This window comes from Bacteroides cellulosilyticus, assembly GCF_020091405.1.
In the GTDB taxonomy this organism is placed as follows: domain Bacteria; phylum Bacteroidota; class Bacteroidia; order Bacteroidales; family Bacteroidaceae; genus Bacteroides.
In genome coordinates this window covers 3,580,413-3,598,657 of the sequence record NZ_CP081903.1, presented here as the reverse complement: position 1 = coordinate 3,598,657, position 18,245 = coordinate 3,580,413, and the positions used below count along the sequence as shown (strand labels likewise).

General features: G+C 36.8%; 20 protein-coding genes. 2 read left to right on the top strand and 18 right to left on the bottom strand.

Annotation, left to right across the window (positions count from 1 at the left end; genetic code table 11):
- Positions 1-81: 81 nt before the first annotated feature.
- The gene (locus K6V21_RS12975) at positions 82-1,479 is read left to right on the top strand and encodes an MFS transporter (RefSeq protein WP_217716342.1); all 1,398 of its coding nucleotides are present in this window, start codon (positions 82-84) and stop codon (positions 1,477-1,479) included.
- 116 nt (positions 1,480-1,595) lie between these two features.
- Complete coding sequence (locus tag K6V21_RS12970) at positions 1,596-2,915, top strand: ATP-binding protein (protein ID WP_224318867.1); 1,320 nt, start codon at positions 1,596-1,598, stop codon at positions 2,913-2,915.
- A gap of 122 nt (positions 2,916-3,037) precedes the next feature.
- Here the strand turns inward: K6V21_RS12970 and K6V21_RS12965 are convergent, their stop codons facing one another.
- The 18 genes from K6V21_RS12965 to K6V21_RS12880 all read right to left on the bottom strand — a co-directional run bounded on the left by K6V21_RS12965 (position 3,038) and on the right by K6V21_RS12880 (position 18,241).
- A complete protein-coding gene (locus tag K6V21_RS12965) occupies positions 3,038-3,625 on the bottom strand; it encodes a sugar transferase (protein WP_224318866.1) in 588 nt (195 codons plus the stop codon).
- Positions 3,625-4,845, bottom strand: a complete 1,221-nt coding sequence (locus K6V21_RS12960) for a DegT/DnrJ/EryC1/StrS family aminotransferase (RefSeq protein ID WP_224318865.1) — start codon at positions 4,843-4,845, stop codon at positions 3,625-3,627. The genes K6V21_RS12965 and K6V21_RS12960 overlap by 1 nt, the downstream gene beginning before the upstream one ends.
- A gap of 128 nt (positions 4,846-4,973) precedes the next feature.
- Positions 4,974-5,573 (bottom strand): MBL fold metallo-hydrolase, encoded by a 600-nt coding sequence (locus K6V21_RS12955; RefSeq protein ID WP_224322040.1) that lies wholly within the window; start codon positions 5,571-5,573, stop codon positions 4,974-4,976.
- Positions 5,573-5,755 (bottom strand): acyl carrier protein, encoded by a 183-nt coding sequence (locus tag K6V21_RS12950; RefSeq protein ID WP_224318864.1) that lies wholly within the window; start codon positions 5,753-5,755, stop codon positions 5,573-5,575. Before K6V21_RS12950 ends, K6V21_RS12955 begins: the two co-directional genes overlap by 1 nt.
- Before the next feature lie 57 nt (positions 5,756-5,812).
- Positions 5,813-6,574, bottom strand: coding sequence for an SDR family NAD(P)-dependent oxidoreductase (locus K6V21_RS12945; RefSeq protein ID WP_224318863.1), 762 nt, complete (start codon positions 6,572-6,574; stop codon positions 5,813-5,815).
- The gene (locus tag K6V21_RS12940; protein ID WP_224318862.1) at positions 6,571-7,239 is read right to left on the bottom strand and encodes an SDR family oxidoreductase; all 669 of its coding nucleotides are present in this window, start codon (positions 7,237-7,239) and stop codon (positions 6,571-6,573) included. The genes K6V21_RS12945 and K6V21_RS12940 overlap by 4 nt, the downstream gene beginning before the upstream one ends.
- Before the next feature lie 8 nt (positions 7,240-7,247).
- Entirely contained in the window at positions 7,248-7,490 is a 243-nt protein-coding gene (locus K6V21_RS12935; protein ID WP_224318861.1) for an acyl carrier protein, read from the bottom strand.
- A gap of 11 nt (positions 7,491-7,501) precedes the next feature.
- Positions 7,502-8,311, bottom strand: coding sequence for a GNAT family N-acetyltransferase (locus tag K6V21_RS12930; protein ID WP_224318860.1), 810 nt, complete (start codon positions 8,309-8,311; stop codon positions 7,502-7,504).
- Complete coding sequence (locus K6V21_RS12925; RefSeq protein ID WP_224318859.1) at positions 8,298-9,821, bottom strand: amino acid adenylation domain-containing protein; 1,524 nt, start codon at positions 9,819-9,821, stop codon at positions 8,298-8,300. The genes K6V21_RS12930 and K6V21_RS12925 overlap by 14 nt, the downstream gene beginning before the upstream one ends.
- The gene (locus tag K6V21_RS12920; protein WP_224318856.1) at positions 9,818-10,930 is read right to left on the bottom strand and encodes a 3-oxoacyl-ACP synthase III family protein; all 1,113 of its coding nucleotides are present in this window, start codon (positions 10,928-10,930) and stop codon (positions 9,818-9,820) included. The genes K6V21_RS12925 and K6V21_RS12920 overlap by 4 nt, the downstream gene beginning before the upstream one ends.
- Before the next feature lie 9 nt (positions 10,931-10,939).
- The gene (locus tag K6V21_RS12915; protein WP_022208045.1) at positions 10,940-11,587 is read right to left on the bottom strand and encodes a hypothetical protein; all 648 of its coding nucleotides are present in this window, start codon (positions 11,585-11,587) and stop codon (positions 10,940-10,942) included.
- Positions 11,588-11,589: 2 nt separating this feature from the next.
- Positions 11,590-12,846 (bottom strand): glycosyltransferase family 4 protein, encoded by a 1,257-nt coding sequence (locus K6V21_RS12910; RefSeq protein WP_224318852.1) that lies wholly within the window; start codon positions 12,844-12,846, stop codon positions 11,590-11,592.
- Between the two features lie 156 nt (positions 12,847-13,002).
- The gene (locus tag K6V21_RS12905; protein WP_224318849.1) at positions 13,003-14,112 is read right to left on the bottom strand and encodes a DegT/DnrJ/EryC1/StrS family aminotransferase; all 1,110 of its coding nucleotides are present in this window, start codon (positions 14,110-14,112) and stop codon (positions 13,003-13,005) included.
- An 11-nt stretch (positions 14,113-14,123) separates the two neighbouring features.
- A complete protein-coding gene (locus K6V21_RS12900; protein WP_224318845.1) occupies positions 14,124-14,585 on the bottom strand; it encodes an acyltransferase in 462 nt (153 codons plus the stop codon).
- Entirely contained in the window at positions 14,560-15,006 is a 447-nt protein-coding gene (locus K6V21_RS12895; protein ID WP_022208050.1) for a sugar 3,4-ketoisomerase, read from the bottom strand. Before K6V21_RS12895 ends, K6V21_RS12900 begins: the two co-directional genes overlap by 26 nt.
- Entirely contained in the window at positions 14,993-15,409 is a 417-nt protein-coding gene (locus K6V21_RS12890) for a sugar 3,4-ketoisomerase (protein ID WP_224318843.1), read from the bottom strand. The genes K6V21_RS12895 and K6V21_RS12890 overlap by 14 nt, the downstream gene beginning before the upstream one ends.
- Before the next feature lie 121 nt (positions 15,410-15,530).
- Positions 15,531-16,730 (bottom strand): glycosyltransferase, encoded by a 1,200-nt coding sequence (locus K6V21_RS12885; RefSeq protein WP_224318839.1) that lies wholly within the window; start codon positions 16,728-16,730, stop codon positions 15,531-15,533.
- A 170-nt stretch (positions 16,731-16,900) separates the two neighbouring features.
- Entirely contained in the window at positions 16,901-18,241 is a 1,341-nt protein-coding gene (locus K6V21_RS12880) for a nucleotide sugar dehydrogenase (RefSeq protein WP_224318836.1), read from the bottom strand.
- Between the last annotated feature and the right edge of the window lie 4 nt (positions 18,242-18,245).

Sequence of the window (18,245 nt, the reverse complement as noted above, 5' to 3'; positions counted from 1 at the left end):
TTTCTAAAAAAACTTATTTTTATGCAGGTTTCCGAACAGCTGATTGAACGTTTTGTTTAATTCGCAGATAAAAGAAATTATATGGTTCAGGATGGAAAATCACAGGAAATAGACGAAACGGACGGGCTGCCATTTCCGCAACGAATATGGGCGGTAGTGGCCATTGGATTCGCTCTCTGCATGTCAGTGCTCGATATCAACATCAGTACTGTAATCCTCCCTACCCTCGCACATGATTTTGGAACTTCGGACTCTGTGATTACCTGGATTGTCAATGGTTATCAATTGGCTATTGTAGTGTCATTACTTTCTTTTTCTGCATTGGGCGAAATCTTCGGATATCGTAAGGTATTCCTCTCCGGCATTGCTTTATTTTGTGTGACATCACTTATATGTGCCTTATCCGATTCCTTCTGGACTCTGACAACCGCCCGTATTTTCCAGGGATTCAGTGCATCAGCTATCACCAGTGTAAATACAGCCCAGCTTCGTCTTATCTATCCGAAAAAACAGATAGGACGTGGAATGGGGATTAATGCAATGGTAATTGCCATATCAGCGGCGGCAGGTCCTTCTGTTGCCAGTGGTATTTTGTCAATAGCTTCCTGGCACTGGTTATTTGCGATAAATCTGCCATTGGGGATCATTGCCCTGATATTGGGAATCAAGTATCTTCCTGAGCAAAAGGAACTATCGAAACGTAAGTTTGACGTTATCAGTGCGGTGGCTAATGCTATTACCTTCGGATTATTGATTTATACATTGGATGGTTTTGCGCATCATGAACGCTATGATTATCTGATAATCCAGTCAGTGATATTGATTGTCGTAGGAACATATTATGTACGTCGGCAGTTGGGGCAAGAGTCCCCCCTGTTGCCGTTAGACTTACTGAGAATCCCCATTTTCAGGCTCTCGATTCTGACTTCCATCTGTTCATTCACCGCGCAGATGCTGGCTATGATTTCGCTGCCCTTCTTTCTGCAAAACACATTGGGACATAGCGAAGTCATGACGGGACTCCTACTGACTCCTTGGCCTCTCGCCACACTGTTTGCTGCACCGGCCGCCGGCTACTTGGTAGAACGTATTCACCCGGGAATATTGGGAAGTATCGGGATGGGAATATTCTGTATAGGTCTTTACTCGCTTTCGATGTTGGACGCAGAATCATCGATTGTCAGTATCTGTTTACGGTTAGCTCTTTGTGGAGTCGGATTCGGACTCTTTCAGACACCGAATAACAGTACAATGATTGCTTCCGCACCCAAACAGCGTTCCGGTGGAGCCAGTGGAATGATGGGAATGGCACGGCTCATGGGGCAGACATTCGGAACTACGCTTGTAGCACTTCTATTCAGTTGGGTGGTAGGAAGCAAAAGTACGGAAGTATGCTTGATAACAGGGAGTGTATTTGCACTGATTGCGGCGGTGGTGAGTAGTTTGAGGTTGTCACAAGCATCGGTGTTGAAAGAATAAAAAAATATCAGAAACAGAGGTGTAATCTTGTATGTTTCCATAAAATCTCCTATTTTTGTAACCACGGTTAATTTAACCACCGTGAAATTAACCATCGTTACAATAGGAAACTCATTATGAAATTCTACAACCGCGAGAAAGAATTGGACGAACTGCAAAAAGTGCGTGAGTTAGCTTTTTCAGAACATTCAAAGCTAACAGTTTTGACAGGGCGTCGACGCATAGGCAAAACAAGCCTGATATTTAAGAGTTGCGAAAACACTCCTACTCTTTATTGGTTCGTCAAACGAAGCAATGAGGCCGATTTGTGCTCTAAGTTTGCAGAAACCGTTGCCCTAGTTTTAAATATAACTATTCCCGGAAAGATATACAACTTCACTGAACTCTTTGAGTTTGTTATGGAACAGGGCATCCGGAATAAATTCAATTTAGTTATCGATGAGTTTCAGGAATTCTATAATATCAATCCCTCCGTTTACAGTGGCATGCAGGACATTTGGGACCGTTTCCGTACCCGAACAAATGTCAACCTCATCGTCAGTGGCTCTGTATACACATTAATGGAGCAGATATTCAAGAATGCCAAAGAACCATTATATGGAAGGAGTGACAGAGTTTTGAAATTGTATCCCTTTACCACTGATGTTATCAAACAAATACTACATGATTACAAACCTGACTACACGCCTGATGACTTACTGGCACTCTACACATTTACCGGAGGCGTCCCTAAATATATAGAATTATTAATGGATGCCGGAACAACTGAAATGGAAAGCATGGTTGACTTCATGGTACAGCCCGACTCTCCCTTTATAGATGAAGGAAACACTTTATTAATACAAGAATTCGGAAAGAAATACGGCAATTATTTCTCTATTATAGGAGCTATTGCCGAGGGAAGAAATACGATTACTGAAATGGAAGCGAAGTTAGGGATCAGCCTAGGCGGATATCTGAAACGCCTGGAAGAAGATTATAGCATAGTTTCCAAAAAGCGCCCTATATTCTCGAAAGAAGGGACGCAAACCGTAAGGTATGAAATATCCGATCCATTTTTACGTTTCTGGTTCCGGTATTTCGATAAATATCAATCATTGCTGGAGATACGGAATTTCAGTGGATTAAGTAGTATTATTAAAAGAGACTATCCTACTTATTCAGGTTTCATGTTAGAGGACTATTTTCGCCAGAAAATGATAGAGAGCGGGGAATTTCTGAATATCGGCTCTTGGTGGGAAACTAAAGGTAATGCTAATGAGATAGATATAGTGGGGATTTATTTATTTGAGAAAAAAGCACTTATTGCAGAAGTTAAACGATTGCGAAAGAATTTCAAACCTGAGTTGTTCCAAAGCAAGATAGAAGCGATTCATAAAAAAGTACTTTTCAAATATGAGATTGAGGGAAAATGCTTGACGTTGGAGGATATGTAATAAAAAAGGTCGAAATCTTTATCGGTTTCGACCTTTTTTATTACACCATTCAATTCAATACTACTTCTTCCAAACATAATGTGGAACAAATAGCCATTTCATTATCTCAATGGTACGTCTCATCAACGAACAATGCTCCATATAGTCAAAAATATAATCTTGAAATATTCCATTACAGACTGATGCCCAATATATTTCATATTGTAGCGTATCTTATCCGGAAGTATCAGCTCTACATACGCTTTGTCCGCATCCTCAGCCTGTCCCAAAATCGTATTTTCATCTACATATTCTATAGATGCATAATCCGTAATTCCCGGGCGAACAGACAACACTCTCCGCTGTTCCTCAGTGTAGAGTTCCACATATTTACGAACCTCCGGACGCGGCCCTACCAGACTCATATCACCCTTCAATACATTGAATAACTGAGGTAGTTCATCTAATTTATATTTGCGGATAAAATACCCGATACGGGTAATCCGGGGATCTCGTCCGCCTACAGTTATCAAACCTTGCTTATCAGCTCCTATACGCATTGAGCGGAACTTATAGACATAAAAATCCGTCCCTCCACGTCCCACACGTAGCTGTTTATAGAAACCACCACCTTTACTTTCCAGACGGATAGCAATATACAGGAAAAGGAAAACAGGAGATAAGAATAGAATACCCAGAAAGGAAAATAAAATATCAAAAAAACGAATCATCACCTATCAACAGTCACTTTAAGGTATGCATCTTTTACAGCTTTGATTATAAAGTCCAGCTTTTCTTCATCCAACTGTGGATAAATGGGCAAGGAGATTTCACCTTTAAAATTCTCATAAGCTTGTGGATAGTTCTTTATATCATATCCCAATGAGCTGAAGAAGGAAAGCATCGGCATCGGGATAAAATGGACGTTCACGGCAACCTCACTTTTCGCGATTTCATCAATCATACGATCACGCTGTTCCTCTGTGAAATCTTTGATACGCAATGCATAGATATGATATGAGCTTTCTTTTTCTCCATCTTCAGAAGGTGGCAAAATAGCCCAGTCACAATCAGCAAATGCTTTAGAATAGGTATTGAATACTCTTTTACGTTCTTTCAGTAGTTCAGGATATTCCCGTATCTGAGCCAAACCGATAGCTGCATTTACATCAGCCATATTTATTTTCATTCCCAGACCGACTATGTCATAACGCCAACCACCGGCTTTGGATTTGGAAAAAGCATCTTTAGTTTGACAATTCAAACTCATCATACGCAATTCTTTGTAGAGTTCCGCATTATCAAACGGTTCGGGCAAATTCAGGCAGATGGCTCCTCCTTCGGCCGTCGTCACATTCTTTACGGCGTGAAGAGAGAAGATAGCAATATCCGTTTCGCATCCTGTACGCTGATTCTTGCTGTAATAAGCTCCCAAAGAATGGGCCGCATCATTCATTACAAGAATACGTCCTAATTTTTCCTGTACCAATGACGTCGCCTGAAACAGATTGCGTATTTCCGGTTCATTAACGAGTCTCATGATACGGTCGTAATCACAAGGGAAGCCTGCAATATCTACCGGAATAATAGCCTTGGTCCTTGGCGTAATTGCTTTTCGAATAGCATCCACAGAGATATTGAAATCCTCTCCGGAATCTACCATAGCAGGCTTTGCACCCGCATGAAGGACTGCTAATGCCGTAGCACTATATGTATACGCCGGCACAATTACTTCATCTTCAGCAGTTACTCCCAACCAACGAAGCATCATAATAGCTCCCGAAGTCCATGAGTTTACACAAAGCACTTCTTTTGCATTAGAGAATACTTTTATTTCTTCTTCCAATGCTTTTACTTTAGGACCGGAAGTTATCCAGCCGGAACGTAACGAATCAACGACTTCGTTGATGACCGCCTCGTCAATATAAGGGGGCGAAAATGGAATTTTCATGATCTACTATATTGAATTATTTTAAATGAATCAAATATGTAAGTCCGCAGGAGAAATATTTCCGCTTTATTGCATTGTTTGAGCCAAAAGGCATTTGCTGATTCATATCTTATTTTTATGATAATAATCTACAAAATACTTTTCCACTTATCCACATCATGTCCTGCATAAACAATTCTGCTTTCAGCCAAACAAAGAATATGTTCAATAGAAGTCTCTGCTTTTATTTTATCACCATACGGTAATTTAGTTACAACTTTAACATTAGGAATATAACTATCTCCTGTGAAAATATAGTTATCCGTATAATAAGTCAAACAACTTGGACAATGACCAGGTGTCTCAATTACGTATAACATTACATTATTAAATAATTGAACTTCATCACCACTTGAAAGGAGTATCACATTCTGACCTTCATATATGGTAGAATGTTCATAATAAAACGAAAAATTTTTCCTATCGTCATACAATGCTTCTTCTCCATATTTTGATGTATAAATACTACAACTAGGAAATCGTGAAACAAGCTCATTTATGCCTGCAATGTGGTCGAAGTGTGTATGTGTAAGAAAAATCCCTCGAATATTCAAATCTTTCGGCAATTCATTAAACAACACTTTTACATCACTCACATCTATAAGAAAAGCATTATTCTGCCCCTCCTCAAATAGTACATACATATTTGAAGAAGGGGCATCGTTAATGATTTTTTTAACCTTGAGCATTATTCCCAAAATGTAAGAATATCACCTATGGTTTTGAACTCACGAAGCTGTTCACCTGTTAATTTCTTTCCGAATTCTTCATCAGAAATAACAATAAGCGAAAGTTTCGCCATAGAATCAAATTCATCTACCGTAGAAAGTTTCGTCTCCACAGTCAATGTACCATTCTCTAGTTCCAGCATATCTTCTAGAACTGCAATTTTTTCTTCAATAGTCATTGTAAAAAAAAGATTTAATTATTATGATGATAATTTACCGCCATCAACACTAATGCAACTACCTGTAACCATTTTAGACAAGTCACTCATTAAATAAACCACTGTATTTGCAATGTCTTCGGGCTGACAAATGCCTAAATACTGTCGGTGTAGTATCTGTTTGTATTCCTCAGAATCCCCCCCATAATTTTCAGACATTCTTGCCATAGGAGTATCAGTAACACCAGGTGCAACTGTATTTATACGAATATTTTTAGGAGCTAATTCTTTTGCAATACAGCGAACAGCAGAATTCATAGCAGCCTTAGATGCACAATATGCAGTTTTCGTTGAATTTCCAAGAAAAGCACCAATTGCTGAAACGCCAACAACATTCATACCTTGTAAATTATATGCGTTACGAGTAGAAAAACATCTTATCATCTCTATGAATGAAAAAAAATTAATATTCATCACTTTCAGCATAAATTCGTATTTTGACAACTTTAAGGGACGCACTACACCAACTCCAACACAAAATACCAATCCGTCCACAGGACCATTCTCTTCAATAATGGAGTTTACACAAGGTTCAATAGTATGGATTGCCGAGAAGTCACATATATATGTTTTATTTCCTTCACCTTTGAGTTCTAGTAAAGTTCTATTGAGATTATTTTCATTGAAATCTAATAAAAGAATTCGAGCACCATAAGCATTAAGTGTTTTAGCTGTAGCAGCACCAATGCCACCAGCACCAGCCACAACAAAAGTCTTATTTGTAAAATCTATAGCACTATTCATAATATATATCCTCCATCTATTACTACTGATGTACCCGTAATCGTTTTAGTAGCATCACTAAGTAAAAAGGCGATTACATTTGCTACCTCTTCAGCTTTTGTCAACCCCAAAATCTGCTGCTGTACTAAACCGCCATTAATAGCACTAATACTCTGAATATGATTTTTTTCAAAATCAGCGTCAACTCCACCTTTTTGGACAGAATTCACTCGAATACCATCATTGGCAAATTCAACAGCCAAACACCTAACAGCTGCATCCAAAGCAGCTTTTGAAGAACAGAAAGCCATCTTTGCTTTCATAGCTTTGATGCTACTAATAGAGGACATTGCTACAATACTTGCTCCGTTTTCCATCCCTTTTGCTTTCCTGAGCGAACGTACGACCTCAATAAAAACATTGAAATTGTCATTCAAAATTTCATTCAAATTTCCAGGTTTAACAAATTGAAGTGGTTTAAAATCACTGTGTACAATAGCAAATACAACACCATCAAAGGCACCATTGGATTTTACGAGTTGCTTGATATATGGCTCAATGTGTGCTGTATTTCTCTCTTCATACACTTCGACTTTCGCACCAAGTTCTTTGATCTGACGAAAAATTGCTTCGTCTAAAGCATTTGAACCTCCAATAAGCAATATACGCTTATCAGTCAAATCCATTGGATTTATCATTTAGTATTTTCTTTAGGATTTTTCAAGTTCTGAATCAAATTCCAAATCGCTTCAACTGAATTGAAATTATCGGGAATTAGTTCATTAATACGAACTTGTACGCCAAATTCATCATCTAACTCAGATATAATAGACACGACATCCATTGAATCCAAAATTCCATCATCAATTAATAATGTTTCATTGTTGAAATCGACATCTGGTCGAACACGCTGCAATATTTCCAATAGTTTCTCCATAGTTCTATTATTTATTTTATTAATGATATTGTCGATTTAAAAGTATACTTAAATCCTTTCTTCTGATACATACTAACAGCTACAGTATTCTGATGTTGTACCCAAAGCATATAACGATGTTTCTCATTTTCCATATTATTTTCTATAAACGTATCAAGCAGAACCTGTCCTACGTGTCTACCTCTTCCTTCAGGAATAACTGCCACATGTGAAATACAAGCTGTTTTACCTGTAAAAGTCTGATGCAATGCCCCTAGAAATTCATCATTATCAATGCCATGCGCAATCCAAATAGCATTATTTATCAATAATTTTTCATACATATCAGAAGTTATATAATCGCCACTCAAAATATCAAATGAATCATTAAATAACTTACAAGCTTTTTCTATCTCCCATAAGTTTTTTGCAAATTCGACTTTCACCCCTTCTATTTTAATTGGTCTTTCCAAATCCTTATATACTCCTAAATACTGGTCTCTAATAAGATTAACCCTAAACCCTACCTTTTCAAGAAATTCTATTTCTTTCTGTGGAAAATAACTTTTTCCACGATATAAAATTTCAACCACTACATCTTTAAGTTCATTAAAATCTGGTTTTGCATTAAAATCATTGATATAATAATACATTCTAAATCCAGTATTTTTTTTCACAAAAAGAAAAGCATTATGCCTATCACAAACTTCAAAAAGTTCACCGTTATTTATCAAAGTCTCCGCTTCTCTTTGCAAATAATCGTTGGAAGCCCCTTCTTTACTTCGATATTGTTCAACTATCTCCACATATCGTTCAATAGTATTTATTTTATTGAGCATCATAATTCTTCTTCAACTCTATACGATCTATTTTACCATTCATATTATAAGGCAACACTCTCAAGTGAAAGACTTCATTAGGAAACATATATTTAGGGAGTTTATCTTTTATCAAATTAATAATGTCCAGTTCTTCACCTGAAACAGTTGTATAATAGAGAATAATGGAATCCTTTTCTTGATCAAAGATACAAGCAGCATTAGAAATATCTGCAATTGAATTAACAACGACTTCTATTTCTTCTAATTCAATGCGATGCCCCATATGTTTTATTTGAAAATCCTTACGTGACACAAATTCAATCTCTCCATGTTTGTTATATTTTACGATATCACCCGTACGGTAGATTTTATCATCATAAAAATTATGAAGCGGATTTTGGACAAATACCTCATGAGTTTTAATTTCGTTGTTATAATAACCAAGAGCTACACCGGTACCACGCACACATAACTCACCTATCTCATTCACTCCTACAAGCTTATCTTGATCATTGAACACCAGTACTTCCATATTATGACAAGCTTTACCAATAGGTATGTATTCATCGTCATCAAAATCACGATTCACTACATAATAGGTACAGTCAACAGTAATTTCGGTTGGTCCATACAAATTTACGTATTGAGCATTTGGTAATTTATGTATCCAAACTTTCAGTTGCTTTGCCGGCATTGCTTCACCTGCAAAAAATACACGTTTTATATATTTTGGAACACTATCATTTAGTATTTGGCTATTACCAACTAGCACTACAGCAGATGTAGCCCATAAGATAGTTGTAATCTTTCGTTCATTAAGGAACTTCACCAACAATTTTGTAAAAGTGAAATACTTCTTGGCTATAATGTTGAGCGTAGCACCCGACTTCAAACAAATATAAATATCCTTCACCGAACCGTCAAAATAGAATGGAGTTTGATTTCCAAGTGCATCAGTTTCATCAAATCCAAATGTTTCGACAAGCCACTCTGCAAGATCAATAGCACCACGGTGACTAATTACTACTCCTTTGGGAACTCCAGTCGAACCACTAGTAAAGATAGAATAGAGAGGATCAGTGTCTATCACTTTAGATCGAACATCTGCAATATACGCCTTGTCCACCTCATTATCTATCACCTCTGCATAATTGAAACGCACCCCTTTAAACTCAATCAAGTCAAGTATCTTATCATCAGCAACCGTAGTAGTGATAGCCGCTATCGGATTAAGCACATCATTGATGAGCTTTACACGCTGATCAGGCATCTTACAGTCGATAGGTACATAAAAATTGCCACTCTCCACTACGCCCATAAATCCCACAAGTCCTTCTATCCGACGATCGACAAATACCAGTACAGGTCTACGCATCTGCTTATCTGTAGCAATACCTAACGCTGTTCCAATGACTTCAGCTTGATATTTCCATTCGGCAAAAGTCAAAAAAGTCTTTTCATCAGCAATAGCTGTTTTATCAGGAAAGCGTTGTGCCATTGCATCAAGATAGGAAAGAATATTTGTTATCATTTCTTTTCGTATAATTGGTTAGGATTAGTAATAAGCCCTTCTTCAAAGATTTCATCATCCTCAAAAATTGGCAAAATATCGTCTGTATTTATTTCAAACGAAGTGGCACCCAAAGAAATGCCGATACCAAAACCACAAGTCATCACTTTGATAACTTTATGTTCATTGTTATTTCCATAGCGATCACAAAGCGACACGATAGCAGAAGCACCAGAGGTATTTCCATAACGATCAAGTGAGATAGGAATTTTATCAAAATCGATCCTGGATTTCTTTGCTATCTGCTTCAATATATAAAGATTAGCTTGATGAAAAGCAAAGCAATCATAACTATCAGATGTCGTTCCCGTTTGAGTAAAAAAATCCTTAATAAGACGAGGCACATCAAAAATCGTAAATGTAAACACTGAAGTGCCTTGAATGAAACTATTCATCAATGTACGTTCATTTCCATCTTCGCACATTACAACTTTTTCATTCGCATGAAGGTTACGATAACCACCACCCGGAACAATCATATATCGATATCCCGAACCATCACTACGAAGCAATGCTGTTATTTCATCATATTCATTATCAGTCTTTTCCAGCAACATCACCGCACCAGCCTCGCCAAACAGCATAGCCGAACTTTTATCAGTTGGATAAACAGACTTCCCAGCTGTGTCACCAACAACAACCAGTGCTCTTTTTATGTCACTAGTGGTCATAATCGAAGCAATAGTCTGCATACCTACGACCAATGATGAACATCCTAAACTGATATCATAACAAACAGCTTCTTTAGGAATTCCTAAACGATATTGCAATACAAAAGCGGTAGAAGGGCGACGATAATCTGGACTATGTGATACAAACAACAATGCCCCAATCTCTTCAGAACTAATACCATTCTTTTTCAAAAGTTCTTTAGCTGCTCTATAACCAAGATCTGAACAAGTTTGATATTCAGAAGTACGGCGTGAGGCTCTTACACCCGTCATCGCCATAAACTTATCCACCTCTACATCACCAAACAAAGGCTTGTAGCTTTCTGTCTTAACTTCATTACTAGGAACGGCACATGCCACTCCTGCAACTTTAATATTCTTGAAATTAAAAAATGCCATATTAGACAATTATAAAACTAAACCATTATCTGATTTTAGTTGTTTTTTAAATAAAACCCTTTCTCTTCCATCTGGTAACACAATCTCTTCCACCACCTCTGACTTATCTATTTTTGTATAAAATTTATATACCCTCTTATTGAATTTATCCACTTCAAAAAACAATTCTCTATAACCTAAATTATAAATAATATTCTCCTTAACATGCCCCATTTCTATCGATTTTACCCCATCATCTTCATTCTTTAACCAACACCAATACTCTCCTCTAACGCCTTCATTATGTATAAATTTTATTTTATTTTTTTTATCCAATGACTTATATCGATCAATAACTTCAATTATCAATCTAGGATGAAATATTAGACTTCCTAATGCCGAAAATCCAAGTCTAACAATATTTTTCTTTATTGTTAAAGCCTGATATTTCGCATCCAAAGTTGCACTGCTGAAACCAATAATCTTTCTCTGACTATTTTCTGCACAAACGACAACTTCGTATGGATCATTAAGTATCACTTTATAATAAGATCGAAGAAAAGATTTTCCTAGTGATAAAAAAATTCCTTTTTGATATCTTTCTCTTACATTCCAATGCACATTCGCTATTTGTTTTGCATCAGAAGGTTTAGCTAGTCTGAATTTAATATTGCTCATTCTTATATACTATTAATGACATCAACCATTTTCTTTGCAAGAAATTTATAGTCAAACTCTTTAGCTGCCAACCTAGCTCTATCACACATTAACGCATATTCTCCTTCAGGCAAATCTAAAATTTTTAATATCTCTTCTGCATAATCAGCTGAAGAAGTATATTCCCTCGCAATACCAATACGATTTTTAGAAATAGGGCAATCATAAATATTAATATTACAAACGATTGGCTTACCTGCAGCCATATATTGGAACATTTTACTTGAGCTTATACCATTTTTTGCAAAATCAGATGACAGGTAATTTAATATATTTAGATAACTTTTGGATAGTACATATGGAACATATTTTGGATCTATCCACTTATCTTTAACAATAATATTAGATAGCTGATGTTCTTTACAATATGATATTATTTTCTCTCGTTCTGTACCATCCCCATAAATTAGAAATTTCACATCTTTTTTCTTATTTTCTAAGATTTCTGCAGCATAGACCAATTGCATTACATTATTCACGTGCCTTAATGAACCTAAATAAACAACTTTTTTATGGCAAGAACGTAAATCTGGATCATCAATGATAAATTGTTGCTTAAAATTTTCAAAATCGTCAAGATCAACCCCATTATTTATATAAAATACCTTTTTCAAATCAATAGGACCACCGTTGTCAACATCCCATCTTTTATTTTTAAGGTAGTCATAACAACCAGACCAAGAAAAAACAAGCGCGTCTGATTTGGCACAATTATATTTTGATTGAGCAAATAACAACTTCACTATTGGGTTCCATTTAGAAATTAACCCAAAATCCACAAAATTATCAGGCCAAACATCTAGACTTTCCTTTATATATGAAACACCTCTTTTTTGGGCATATTTCAATAATGGGTTCGTCAAGAGAGGTCCTCCTGTCGCAATAATACAATCTGGACATTCAAAGTTATCTGCTAAATTCACCAATCTCTTAAAGAAAAGATAATCGCTCAATACTCTCCTTACTTTAGATGCCTTACTATACATTAACGTATTAATATGCACAAAATCAATCTTGCCATACTTTCGCCTCATATATTTTGAGTTATCTTCAATGATATTTAAATCCATGTTATGCATGACACTTGATCCAAATAATATCACCTTGTAACCAAATTCGGTCAAATAATAGGCAAACTTTATAGCACGCAGTCTGGATTCATATTGAGGCGGCATTGCATATTTATTTACAATCCAAATTGTTCTTATTTTGCTACTCATATAGAAATACTTATTAACAATCACTAGATGTACTTATATTCACAACGATAAGGAGTAAAAAAGGAGGGTAAATCCCCTAATAAACAATATTTACATACAAATTTACTTACCAATATACCAGAATGATCCATATTGTATGCAATCATTTATACAAAGTTACTTTACTGAAAAATTATTAATCAACTTCACAACGTCCTTCACCTCCTCCATTGAAATCGTAGGTCCAATTGGTATACTCAGCTCATGTTCAGATATGTATTCCGTAATAGGAAGATTTAGGTTGGCCCACTCTTTGTAACATTCTTGTTTATGTGGAGGTATAGGGTAATGAATCACAGTCCCGACACCATTCCGCTCCAAATAGTCATGTAGTTCATCACGCTTTTCACACAATACAGGAAACAAGTGGAAGACATTACTTCCATAAGATAATGTATCCGGCAAAGAAACCAAGGGATGTTTAATGTTTTGAATATAATATTTAGCCACTTCTTTACGATATGTATTATCTTCAACAAGATATTTCAATTTCACATTCAGCACAGCTGCTTGAACCTCGTCAAGTCTACTATTACGTCCCCTATATTTGAATATATATTTTTTCTGTGAACCATAGTTAGCCAAAGTACGCACAGTGATGGCCAGTTCCAAATCATTAGTTGTCACAGCACCACCATCACCTAATGCACCTAAATTCTTTCCCGGATAAAAGCTATGTCCAGCAGCATCACCTAACGAACCTGTCATGCAACCATCAGCTGTCAAACAGCCATGCGCTTGAGCATTATCCTCTACTAACTTCAGATTATATTTTTTGCAAATATTGGCAATTTTCTCACTCCAAGCCAAACGACCATAGAGATGCACAAGAGCTATAGCTTTTGTACGAGAAGTTATAACTTCCTCTATCTTATCCTCATCAATCTCAAGCGTATTCAGTCTTGGCTCTACAAGAACAGGCTTCAAACCATTTTCTGTGATAGCAAGAATAGTTGCAATATAGGTATTTGCCGGTACAATAACCTCATCACCTGGTTGCATTACACCCATCTCAATGTATGCACGGAAAATCCAAATCAGTGCATCCAAGCCATTGGCACAACCAACTGTATATTGTACTCCAACAAATTGTGAGTAATTCTCCTCAAAGCGTTCGTTCTCCTTGCCTTGAAGGTACCAACCTCCGTTAACCACACGGCTTACAGCCTCATTTATCTCAGCTCCGTGAAGAGCGGTTACATCTTTTAATGAAAGAAAAGGTATCATTTTGTTTTTCTTTATTTATCAGCTATTTTTCTAAGAAATTTCGCTGGATTACCTACCCAAATTTCTCCGGCAGGCACATTCTTTGTCACCACACTGCCAGCACCAATCATGGCATCCTCACCAATGGTTATCCCTGGAAGTATCGTAGAACCAGCACCGATAGATGCACCCTTGCACACCTTTGTCTTAAGAAGAACCCAATCCGCATTCTTCGACTTTGGATACATATCATTGGTAAAAGTCGTATTAGCACCTACCATTACATTATCTTCCAACTCAATACCATCCCAAACTTGGACACCACACTTAATAGTAACATTATTACCAATCACCACATTATTCTCAATCAGACAATGAGAACAAATATTGCATTTTTCGCCAATCCTGGCCTCAGGAAATACTACGCAGTACTGCCAGATATTAGTAGAGGTCGGAACATTTTGATTCTTACAATCGCTTAACGGATGTATCATTGCTAATCTCCCTAAATTCAAGAAATTCATCATAATTACGAATATAGTCTTCCTTTTTATATACATCAGAAGCCAAAACCATGCAAACAGCACCAGAAGAAAAATCATCCAAGTCACGCCATATACCGGGTTTTACATATAGGCCTTGATAAGGACGATTCAAGAAAAAAGAACGTTTAACTTTGCCATCATCCAAGGTTACACGAAAGGAACCGGATGCGGCAACCATAAACTGGCTCAAATCTCTGTGCGCGTGTGCTCCACGAGACTCACCTCCCGGGACATCATACAGATAGTATACACGCTTCACATCAAAAGGAAGAGTATCGCCATTCTGCACTACAGTCAGGTTACCCTTACGATCACTGTGATGTTTGTCCAGCTCAATCATTGAGCAATCAAATACACTATATTTCTCCATTGCTCTTTAACTGTAAATAGTCGTCATAATTTCTAATATAGTCATCTGGAATATAACTAGTTGAAGCAAATTCCAATGCAAGAGAATTTGTTGAGAAATTATCTATTCTTCTCCACAACCCTTTCGGAATATAAAGACCATAATAAGAACGATTAAGCGTAAACTTATTCTGCCTATCACCATCATCCACTATCACATCAAAACCTCCTGAAAGTGCAACTATAAATTCTTCCGTATTCCTGAATGCGTGACTTCCACGGCATTCTCCTCCCGGAACATCATAAATCCAATATGTTCTCTTGATTTCAAATGGAATATGATTGTTCTGTTCTGCAAACGAAAGATTCCCCCTCGTATCTAAGAATTTGGGGAGTTCGATGATTTTACAATCTTTGATTGACATTTTATAATTTAGAATACAATATGGATATTTTATTTCAGTTGTTATGGACAAGCCATTAAATGTGGATGCTGATAATTCAATGATGAATAAGACAGGGAATCGTTATATGTTCAAGTGATTTTTATTTAACAATCAAATTATTCAAATATAAATCAGCGGCATTCTTATCTGTCAAACGACGAGCAGTTTCAATTGCTCTCTCTGAAACAGCTAACCTTTCATCCGGAGTGAGTTTATTAATTTTACGAATTATATTTGCAAGCTCTTGAATGTTACCCGCTTCACATAAGAAACCGTTCACACCATCTTCTATCACACCATCAAACCCTTCTTTCTTAGAAGCTATAGTAATGCACCCACGAGCCATAGCCTCCAAATAGACTAATCCATAAACTTCCCTACGACTAATCATTATCATACAGTCAGCATTGTCATACTTAGCCTTTATTTCATCTCTCGGAATCCTACCACAAATAGTCACTTGACTCTCCAAATGATATTTCTTCATCTTCAATTTTATGGTTTCCAATTCATGACCATTGCCCACATAGTCAATGTGAAAATTTTTATCCTCATAAACATTAACCAAAGCCTCGATAATTTCAGCCGGATATTTACGTTGAATCATCTCACCAACATAGATAAATTTACTTAATGGCTTCTCAAATGAATGAGTATTGCTTTCTGTAATATAACTTGCGGGAACACCAGAATAACAGATAAAAGAATGCTTAAGCTTACCATATCTCTCTTCGAAATCTTCTCTATATTTCTTTGAACGGAACCCCCACAAATCAATTTTATTATAAAAACATTTAAATCGTTCACCGTAAACACCCTCCAGATCAAAATTCTCATGCATTATAATAGCAGTTGTTGCTGAAGAATAAATACTTTTCAACTTCGCAACCACCTCTATCTGAGGATTAGGAAAATGCCCTACTATAATATCAGGTATAAAATCAGCTTCAGTATTACTATTAACTATTTTTTGAATAGATTTTCTGATAGAAATTGATAAAAATCTCCCATGAGGAATTGGTTTGAATAATGGTATTCTCAATACTTGCACACCATCCCATTCATATTGCGCCCCCTTATCACGTTTTGTATAAACTACCGCACCTGTTTTCGCAGTGATCAAATCTCTCGCTACCCGAGCTGCCCAATAGTAAAAGAAAGGATATACAGCCTGATAATGTACCACACGCACATTGTGACCTTCTTTTACCCACTCCTTTGTAAAGTAATGACATACCGAAGTTCCCTTATTTTCCCTTGAAGGAAGCGGGTAAATGGTTGATAATAGAAGAATATTCATAATCATATGCAAATTCGCATTCCCTGTATATACAGCTTTGCGTTAGCTATAAAACATAGAAAATACTACGATTTACTTCAAATTAATATTTTTAGAACCGATTTCAGTAAATTAATTTAACTGATTTATAATAAGTAAAAGTCTATTGGGGCCAATAATTATAATTATTTTTACGAGTCTCGTTTAAATACATCTCTAGTATAAACCTTCTCCTTCACATCATCCAGACAATCGTCATAACGATTAGCAATGATGGAATGACTCATTAACTTGAATTTCTCCAAATCATTATTTACCTTACTCCCAAAGAAAAGACTACCATCCTCCAGTACAGGTTCATAGATAATCACTGTAGCGCCCTTAGCCTTGATGCGTTTCATGATACCTTGAATAGCACTTTGACGAAAATTATCAGAGTTACTTTTCATTGTGAGACGATAAATACCAATCACACACTCCTTTTCCTGTGTTTTATCATATCCATTTTGTTCACTGTAACTATAATAGCCCGCTTTTTTCAAAACTTGGTCAGCTATGAAGTCCTTACGGGTACGATTACTCTCAACAATAGCAGTCATCATATTCTGTGGTACATCGTTATAATTAGCCAGTAACTGTTTCGTGTCTTTGGGCAGGCAGTAACCGCCATAACCAAAGCTGGGATTATTGTAATGGGTACCAATACGGGGGTCAAGCCCTACTCCTTGAATAATAGCTTGTGTATCTAATCCCTTGATTTCAGCATAGGTATCTAATTCATTGAAGTAACTGACACGAAGAGCCAGATAAGTATTGGCAAAAAGCTTCACAGCTTCCGCCTCCTTCAAACCCATAAAAAGAGTGTCAATATCCTTCTTTATAGCCCCTTCCTGCAATAGAGAAGCAAAAACATGCGCCGCCTCCTCAAGATCATTGCCTCCAATGGTATGGATAGCCTTATTCTCCTCATCAAACTGACCAATCATTTTGGGATAACCCACGATTATGCGACTAGGATATAAGTTGTCATATAATGCCTTACTTTCGCGCAGGAACTCAGGCGAAAAGAGCAAACGAAATTTGTGTGTGGTGTCCCACCCTTTCTCCTTAAATTTTTCAGTATACTTCACGTACAAGGAACGGCAATAACCAACCGGAATAGTACTTTTGATTACCATTGTTGCATCGGGATTAACCTCTAGTACCAAATCAATCACATCCTCAATATGATGCGTATCAAAGAAATTCTTCTGAGGGTCGTAGTTTGTAGGAGCTGCAATCACTACAAAATCGGCATCACTATAAGCCGTTGCACCGTCCAACGTAGCTGTCAGGTTCAGTTTCTTTTCCGAAAAATACTTTTCAATATATTCATCCTGAATAGGACTGATTCGCCTATTGATTTTTTCGACCTTTTCAGATACCACATCAACAGCTATCACTTGATGATGTTGTGCAAGCAAAGTAGCCAACGACAAGCCCACATAGCCTGTTCCAGCTACAGCAATTTTAAGATCTTTAAAGTTTCTCATTTTT